The sequence below is a fragment of the Kitasatospora sp. NPDC001159 genome (assembly GCF_053598235.1).
In genome coordinates, this window is the sequence record NZ_JBSFJV010000029.1 from 65,031 (window position 1) to 73,141 (window position 8,111).

An 8,111-nucleotide genomic window follows, 5' to 3' on the forward strand; every position below is an offset into this window, starting at 1 on the left:
TCACCGGCATCATCCCGGCCGGTACCGCGGGTACCACCGTCAACGTCACCGTGACCACCCCGGGGGGCACGGCGTCCGCTGGAACCATGACCTACACCGCCTGATCAACCCGGCGGCGCTGCCGGCCTTCGGATGACACTCCGAAGGCCGGTTACCCGTCTTGGCGTGCTGATCCTTTTCAGGGGGAGCACTGGTCGGGTGACGGCCTGGCGCTTGGGGCGAGGGCTGAACGGACGAGGCTCCCGGGCGGTTGAGCGAGATGTTGGTTCAGCGCCCGTACGCCTTGCGGCAGATCTCGACCAGGCTCGGCGGCAGGCCGACCTTGCCGCTCTCCGTGCAGACGTCGACCGGCACCGCCGGCTGCGGCCCGGCGAGCGGCCGCTCGGCGGGCCGCACGGGCCGCGCGGGTCGGACCGGCGGCCGAGGGGACACGCGGGTCGTGGTCCGCGCAGACCCCGGCCGGGACGGGAAGGCCGGGACTGCCGGCGGTCCGGGCGGGTGAACAGGCGCCTCGTCGGCGGCCGCGCCGCCGGGCTCCTGGTCCTGCTCCGGCGGCCGGCCGGCCGCCTGGGGCGGAGAGGGCTCCGGCGCCCGGGCGGCCGAAGGACGGACGGGCGCGGCGCTCGGCATCCCGACCAGGAGCTGCAGCACCGGGGCCTCGGCGAGTTCCACCCGCTCGGCGGCGGGCGCGGGCCGGGGCCGGTCCTCGGCCGCCAGCTCCACCGCGCCGCAGGACAGCACCCCTGCGACCGCCACCACCGCGCTCCGGCGCACGGCCCGGCCGGTCAGCAGGGCGACGGCCCGTGATCGCGCGGTAGGCCGGTCGGCGGCGGCCTGCTCGGCGAGCGCCCAGCACGCGCGGGCGTTGATGATCGCCGGCCGGACAGCGCCGGCGCCGGTGAAGGCCCACGCCGCAGCCGTCCGCTCGTAGAGGTCGGCGGCACCCCGGTGGTCCCCGGCCCGGTGGGCCAGATAGGCCCGGACCTCCTGAACGGCCGGGGCGCCGAAGTGGTCGGCACCCTCGGTGTCCAGCACCGCCTGATACAGCTCAGCGGCGAGCCGTCCAGCCTCGGCGAGCTCGCCGTCGACGGCCGCCGCCCTGATCCGGCGCAAGGCCGCGGAGCGCTCGGGCGAGAGCACCCCCGCGTCGGCACCGATCAAGCACAGCGGCACCGACACGGCCGTGCCGGGCTCCTCCGTACGGGTCATCGGACCACCTCCCTTCACGGATCAACGATGGCAGGGCAGAGCGCCCCGAGGCCGCAGCGGCACGGGTGTTCACCACGTCCGGGGCGGAAGACCGGCACGTCGATTCATGACCGCAACCAGATGACCAGGGCCGCGGCAGTGACCGTTCCAAGGAAGCCTGGGAGTTCTTCAGATTGTTGATGGCCCGTTCGGCGGTATCGCGCTTCTTGTACCGCTCCTCGTCGAGCCGGTGGCCGTCCGCCTCGTGATCCCTTGCGCAGGCGGGCGGCCTGGCTGTCGGCCTCGTCCGGGATCGTGTGCCGGATGCCGCGCTGCCGCAGGTAGAGCGCGCTCGGCCGTTCGGGTGAGAAGCAGGTCTTCTGGTAGCCACCTTCTGTAGCCCTATGTGTTACTCGTAGCGATTACACCCGGTGGGCCGCCCATCCCTTGCCGGGGGAATGCGTTGGACCTCAGGAGACGTGTGCTCCCGGTCCGGCAGCCGTCGGGCGTCCCCGGTAAGGAACCAACGTCATGTCGGCTGTCGTGAACGCGACGGCCTTTGGACGTCGACGGCCCCCGTCTGACCGGAGGGGACGTCATGACCTCAGCGACTGACCGCCTGACAGCAGGGCCGGCGGCGAAGGACAGGACCGTGCGGGTCGGGGCGGGCCCATCGGAATCGTGATCACTGCGAACGGACGACGCGCCTGTGCGGCGAGCAACGCCGCTGGCAGCGTGAACGTGAGCGACACCGCCCCGAGCAGGGTGGCATTCACCCCCAACGGGCTGTCCTCCTACGTGAGCGACAACGGCGCGAACACGGTGAGCGTCATCACGACCCCGCAGGCCGTCAGCCCGAACCAAGGACCCACCGGAGGCGGCGCCGGGGGCTCTGCCATCGCACTGTCGTCTCCGACACCGGGGTTGCCTTCACCGCGCCTGCCCTGACCCCAGGTCCCGCAGACCTGACCATCACCACCACCCCAGGCACCATCCATTTCTCCAGCGCCTACACCTACCTCACCGCACCCACTGCGTAGACGGGCACCCACGGGCGGCCGCCGAACGGATCCGGCAGTCAGAACCGGCCCGGCGAGAACACCCGACGGGGCCGTGGCACCACATCGGTACCCGTGACCACCACGTCGCCCGGCTGACGCGCGGAAGTTCAACCCCTGCGAACCCGACAGTCGCAGGCCGGATGCCCGAACAGGTGCGACCAGACCACACCAGAGGGCTCGAGCCACCACGAGCCTGAGCCCGGCACACCCTCGACCCGTTCCCGGACACACCGCACGCGGCCCCGTGAACGATCCACTCAACACCGAGGAGAAGCAATGAACCACAGCAAACTGGCGATCCGCACGCTGGGCGCCCTCGGGGCGGCCGCCCTCATGGTCACCGGCGTGGCCGCCACCCCGGCAGCCGCGCGGACGTTCGTCCCGTGCACCACCGACGCGCTGGCGAGCGCCATCACCGACGCGAACACCTCCGGCGGCACGCTCGCCCTGGCCCCGGGCTGCATCTACACCCTGACCACCCCGCTGCCGTCCATCCAGAACACGATCACCATCAAGGGTGACGGCGCTACCATCACCCGTGACCCGGCCGCGTCGGCCTTCCGCATCCTCACGGTCGACCCGACGGGAAACCTGGACCTTTGCGAGGCCATCATCGCCAACGGTGACGCGACGGGAGACTTCGGGGGCGGCATCCGCAACGACGGAGTCCTCACTGTCAGTCGCAGCCTCATCCGCGACAACCACGCCGACTTCTCCGGCGGGATCGGCGGCAACACCGGGTCCACCACGAACGTCGACCGCAGCCTCATCAGTGGCAACAGCGCGCTCCACAACGGTGGCGGTCTGGGCAACGACGGCACCATGACCATCACCAGGAGCACCGTCGTCACCAACAAGGCTCTCGAGCTGGGCGGCGGAGTGGCCAACGACGCTACCCTGAACGTCTCGCAAAGCAACGTCTACGACAACTCGGCATCCGGGCCCACGGGAGCGGGCGGCGGAATCGCCAACTTCGGCGGTGCCGGCGCCACTACCACGCTCACCCGGAGCACGGTCGTCAGCAACAGCGCGACCAACGCCCCCGGAGGCGTCTACAACGACAGCGGCAGCGTCACGCTCAACTTCACCGCGGTGCTCGCCAACAACCCGACCAACTGCTTCGGCAGCCCCACCGCGGTCCCCGGCTGCGTGGCCTGACCCACCGAGCCCGCTGACCGTAGCTTCCACACCTCGGCGGCGGCCAAGACCTTGGCCGCCGTCATCGACCATCGCCCGGTCTCTGCCGCGGCCGACAACCACGTGCTGCTTTCCGCCGACCCCGACGACGCGATCACCCTGCTGAGTCCGGTCCTCGCACGGAACCCGGGTGCCCGGTAGCACCGCAGCCACGCTACGTCGGGCGGAGTTGCTGAGGTATTCAGCGACCCGGGCGACCAGGGAACTGCGCCTGACCGCAGCCGCCGCGAAGCGGCCGTGGGGAGCCGCCCTGGGGACATGCCCTGTCATCCTGGAGTTCGATGATGCCCCTCAACGATGGTCAGTCCCGCAGGTCGCGCGTCAGGATCGCCGCAGCGCTGACGATCTCGGCGGCAGCCGTTCTCGCAGTCTCTTCGTGCAGTTCCTCCGGCGGAACTGCGGAACCGGCGGTGACGATCTCGCCTTCCACGTCCGCGGGAACATCGGCATCGGCGACCGTCTCACCCGCCGTGACGATGCCTCCAGTGCACGCCGGGTTCGACTACCAGATCGGCGGGCCGTACCAGCCGCCGGCCGGTGTGTCCGTCGTCAGCCGCGACCACGGGGTGTCCCCCGCACCGGAGATCTACAACATCTGCTACGTCAACGGCTTCCAGGCCCAGCCGGACGAAGAGCAGCAATGGGACCAGGACCTGCTGCTCCGGGACCAGGCCGGCAACGTCGTCTACGACACCACCTGGAACGAGGCGCTGCTGGACATCAGCACGGACACCAAGCGTCAGCGGATCGCTCTGAAGGTGAACGGCTGGATCGACGAGTGCGCCACCAAGGGCTTCAACGCCGTCGAGCCGGACAACTACGACAGCTACACACGGTCGACCGGACTGCTGAGCGCGGCCGACGCCGAGGCGTACCAGTCTCTGCTCGTCGCGCACGCCCACGGACAAGGCCTTGCCATCGCCCAGAAGAACGCGGCGGAGCTGGCACCGGACGGGCAGCAACTGGGCCTCGACTTCGCGGTGGTGGAGCAGTGCGGCACGTACGGCGAGTGCAACCGTTACACCGACGCGTTCGGCGACAGCGTATTCGACGTCGAGTACGACGAGCAGGGCCTTCAGGCGGCGTGCACGACTTGGGGGACCCGCATCAGCATCGTGCGGCGCGACCTCAACGTCGTTCCGCCGAGCGACCCCAGCTACCTGCGCCAGACCTGCTGAACCAGCCCCGTCACCCGCGCCTCGGGAAGATCCACGCAGTTCATGCCCGACAGGTACGCAACGACCGCCTGGCCGACGCCCTCCACAAGCTGGCGTTCTTCTGCGCAGGTGGGTGCGGGTGCGGGTGCAGCCGACGGGCCCGCGGACCGGCCTGTACCCACGCGAGGGGTGCGGGTGCCCGGGCTGCAGTTCGTTCGGGGACCCGCACCCGCGTCAGGAACCATCGTTTGCACAAGGCCAGGGGGCTGGTCGGTCAGTTCACGCAGTCGGCGACGGGGACCGGGCTGCCCGCGCAGTTGGTGGGCTGGTTGCCGTGAACGCGGCTGTCGGTCAGGGTGACGATGCCGGCGTTGTTGAGGATGCCGCCGGGCGCGTTGGCCGCGCTGTTGGCGATACTTCTGATGCAAATTAACTTTTTCGGGTGATGAATCAGCGTTTCGCTGACGGAATGTCATTTACTGTATCGGGCAGCATTCGATATCCGGATGGGGGCGGGCTGGCGCTCCCTGCCCGGCCTTCGGCACCGGAAACCTCGCCGCGTCGCCGCAGTTCGTGGTGCTGGCTGGCGTGGAGCAGTGAGCATCTGTTGCCCGGCGGGCAGGTCGTGCGGGAACGGGCAGGGACAGGGCCATGTCGTCCACACCGGCAGCCGGCGCTGACACTTGCGTACGATTTGCGACTCGAAGCTGCCCTCCCGGTCGCGGGGCACGTCGATCTCGACCGGGCTGACGTCGGTGACCACGGTCTTGGTCCGGGCTCATCGGGTGTTCTTCCTTGATCGGGAGTTGCACCGAAGACCATGCAGACCCGCTGTGTCAGCGGTCCGGCTCAAGTGTTAACGCGTGGTTCGGGTGGGACGGCAGCGCACACTCCCTAACACGCCGTGGGGATAATCTTACGGGTGGCGCTGCGCCGAACGGGTGATCCGCGGTCATATGCCTTGTGCTTATGGCGGTTCAGATGACTGACTTATGGTGTCCGAATAGGGGGCTGCCCATCCCTCCGTTGGGGAAGACAGCCCATCGGTATGTGGTGGTGTGTGCTTGCCACAGGCCCGCAGGGGCGCCCATCGGAGGGAGCCGTCGACTGACGCACTGTTGGGGTGCATCGGCCGACGAGGGTTGGCTCAGGCGTCCGAGGAGGCGTGCATGCGAGCCATCAACATGCTTCACGTGCTGTTCGGGACCGGTGCTGTCGGTGCGCTCATGCTCAGCGCCCCGGCGGCACACGCGCAGACCGCGCGTGCGGCGCAGGCGGCGATCGTGCCGTGTAGCGAAACCGCGTTGGTCAGCGCCGTCAATGCGGCCAACGCCGCCGGGGGCGGTGGCCTGACCCTGGCACCGTTCTGCACCTATTTCCTCACCAGCGCCCACGGCTCGGGCGGGGCCGGCGGACCGGCGGGGCTGCCGAACATCACCACGCCGATCACCATGGCCGGGCTGGCCACCGAGATCACCCGCGCGTCGGGCGCGCCCGCGTTCCGCATCATCGAGGTGGACGGGCCCTCGCAACTACCCGCCACCCACGGCCAGCTCGTCTTGACCGCGGTCACCATCAGCAACGGTGACGCCGGTCTCGGGGTGGGCGGCGGCATCGCCAACCTCGGCGGGTCGGTCTCGGTGACCGGCGGAGGCGTGCGCAACAGCCGCGCCTCGTTCGGCGGCGGCATCTACACCGACACCGCGCTGACGATGACCGCCAGCAGCGTCACCGGCAACACCGCCACGGTCGACGGCGGCGGCATCTACAAGAACGCCGGCTCGGTCACACTGGCGGCCACCAACGTCTTCGGCAACACCCCGAACAACTGCGCCGCCACCCCGCCCCTGACCGCGCCCTGCTGAGGTCCGACGGCGGCACCACGGGACACCCGACCCGCCCACCCAAGCCGCAGGCCAACGGCACGGCAGAAGCACGCCGCCCGAATCACCTTCCCCACGACCGCTCCCATCCGGCATCCAGCCGGTCAGCGACTTCGTGGCCCGATTCCGGCAGCGCTGCGGGCCCTGCCCTGTGACCTGCTGGAACCCGACCACGCCCTGTGCGGCGGACTGCCGATTCGGCAGCTCCGGCGAACTGGACGACAGCGTCATCAGCAACGACAAAGGAGATCAGTCATGGCACCCTTCATCAGCTCCATCTCGCCGACCTCGGGCCACCCGGGCACGGGGGTGACCGTCACCGGCAGCGGTCTGGGGACCCTGAGCACCACCAAGGTGAACATCGGCACCACCACGGTCACCCCCACCGCGGCCACCAGCACCTCCGTCACCTTCACCGTCCCGTCGGGGTGTAGCGGTCAGACCAACGTCAGCGTGACCGTCTCCGGCAGCACCAGCAACAGCAAGTCCTTCTTCTACGTCGCCTCCCCGACGGTCACGTCGGTGAGCCCCAGCGCCGGTCCTGTCGCACCCGGAGCCATCGACGTCTTCGGCACCGGTTTCGCGACCGCGAGCTCGGTCGACTTCGGCTCGGCCGGCACCGCCAGTCCCACCATCCTGTCGGACAGCCACCTGACCGTCACCCCGCCGGCCCACGGCGTCTTCAGCGACTGCACCGACTCGGTGGACGTCCAGGTCATCAACGCCGGCGGCACCAGCGCCCCGAACGGACCGGCCGATCAGTTCACCTACAACGCGGCGCCGTCGGTCACCGGCGTGAATCCCGGTACGGGAACGGCGGGCACCGCCACCCTTGGGGTCATAGTCTCCGGCACCTGCTTCGTGGCCGGCAGCACCGTGACGTTGACCCTCGGCGGGGTGACGGTCGCCTCGGCCACCAACGTCAACGTCAGCACCGACACCACTCTCTCCTGCGACTTCCCCGCCCTGGCAGCGGACACCTACGACGTCCGGGTCACCAACCCCTTCGGCGACACCAGCGCGGTCGTCGTGGCCGACGAATTCGTCGTCGTCTGATCCCTGACCCGAACCCGGACACCCAAGGAGCGGGCAGCGTGACCGCCACGTCACCGTCGCCATCGGTGCGGATCTGACGTGTCCCGGCCGCTCACCCACTGTGCCCTGGCTGCCGCACGGCAGTCAGGGCACGCCTCGTTCCCGACACGAAGGAGTACCCGATGGCTCCGGTCATCAGCAGCATCAACCCCAACCACGGGCCGGCCGCAGGGGGCACGGCCGTCACGATCAACGGCAGCGGCTTCACCGGGGCGACCTCGGTGAAGTTCGGAACCGTGCCGGTGTCGTCGTTCAAGCTGGTCAGCGACAGCCAGATCATGACCACCGCTCCCGCGGGCACCGGTTCGGCCGCCGTCACCGTCACCACACCACTCGGTACGAGCAACGGCGTCACCTACACCTACGACGCCGTGCCGGTGATCACGGCGGTGAGTCCGGCTTCGGGTGCGGTCGGTACCTCGGTGATCATCAGTGGCTCGGGATTCACGGGTGCGTCGTCGGTGCACTTCGGGACCGCTTCGGCGACGTTCACGGTGCTGAGCGATGCGCAGATCCAGGCGACGGCTCCC

Annotated in this window: 7 protein-coding genes and 1 pseudogene; 5 read left to right on the plus strand and 3 right to left on the minus strand. The window is 69.7% G+C overall.

Annotation, left to right across the window (positions count from 1 at the left end; genetic code table 11):
* Window positions 1-267 precede the first annotated feature (267 nt).
* Complete coding sequence (locus ACWC9T_RS17415) at window positions 268-1,209, minus strand: hypothetical protein (protein WP_449821909.1); 942 nt, start codon at window positions 1,207-1,209, stop codon at window positions 268-270.
* A gap of 1,316 nt (window positions 1,210-2,525) precedes the next feature.
* Here ACWC9T_RS17415 and ACWC9T_RS17420 point away from each other — a divergent pair.
* On the plus strand, window positions 2,526-3,407 hold the full coding sequence (locus ACWC9T_RS17420; protein WP_449821910.1) for a hypothetical protein: 882 nt from the start codon (window positions 2,526-2,528) through the stop codon (window positions 3,405-3,407).
* Between the two features lie 340 nt (window positions 3,408-3,747).
* On the opposite strand, the gene ACWC9T_RS17425 is transcribed toward ACWC9T_RS17420, so the two are convergent.
* Complete coding sequence (locus ACWC9T_RS17425; protein ID WP_449821911.1) at window positions 3,748-3,876, minus strand: hypothetical protein; 129 nt, start codon at window positions 3,874-3,876, stop codon at window positions 3,748-3,750.
* Between ACWC9T_RS17425 and ACWC9T_RS17430 the strand changes: the two genes are divergently transcribed.
* A complete protein-coding gene (locus ACWC9T_RS17430) occupies window positions 3,857-4,624 on the plus strand; it encodes an endo alpha-1,4 polygalactosaminidase (RefSeq protein ID WP_449821912.1) in 768 nt (255 codons plus the stop codon). The genes ACWC9T_RS17425 and ACWC9T_RS17430 overlap by 20 nt on opposite strands.
* Window positions 4,625-5,241: 617 nt before the next feature.
* Here the strand turns inward: ACWC9T_RS17430 and ACWC9T_RS17435 are convergent.
* Window positions 5,242-5,372 (minus strand): annotated as a pseudogene (locus ACWC9T_RS17435) (transposase); the annotation flags it as partial.
* A 400-nt stretch (window positions 5,373-5,772) separates the two neighbouring features.
* Here ACWC9T_RS17435 and ACWC9T_RS17440 point away from each other — a divergent pair.
* The 3 genes from ACWC9T_RS17440 to ACWC9T_RS17450 form a co-directional block, all read left to right on the plus strand.
* Entirely contained in the window at window positions 5,773-6,468 is a 696-nt protein-coding gene (locus ACWC9T_RS17440; RefSeq protein ID WP_449821913.1) for a hypothetical protein, read from the plus strand.
* Window positions 6,469-6,741: 273 nt separating this feature from the next.
* Window positions 6,742-7,542, plus strand: coding sequence for an IPT/TIG domain-containing protein (locus ACWC9T_RS17445; protein WP_449821914.1), 801 nt, complete (start codon window positions 6,742-6,744; stop codon window positions 7,540-7,542).
* 161 nt (window positions 7,543-7,703) lie between these two features.
* Window positions 7,704-8,111, plus strand: a 408-nt coding sequence (locus ACWC9T_RS17450) for an IPT/TIG domain-containing protein (RefSeq protein WP_449821915.1), incomplete at its 3' end; no start/stop codon positions are given.

Bases quoted from the DNA above. Each gene is read 5' to 3' on its own strand.
- ACWC9T_RS17415 (WP_449821909.1), bottom strand. From the start codon at position 1,209: ATGACCCGTACGGAGGAGCCCGGCACGGCCGTGTCGGTGCCGCTGTGC.
- ACWC9T_RS17445 (WP_449821914.1), top strand. From the start codon at position 6,742: ATGGCACCCTTCATCAGCTCCATCTCGCCGACCTCGGGCCACCCGGGC.
- ACWC9T_RS17440 (WP_449821913.1), top strand. From the start codon at position 5,773: ATGCGAGCCATCAACATGCTTCACGTGCTGTTCGGGACCGGTGCTGTC.
- ACWC9T_RS17420 (WP_449821910.1), top strand. From the start codon at position 2,526: ATGAACCACAGCAAACTGGCGATCCGCACGCTGGGCGCCCTCGGGGCG.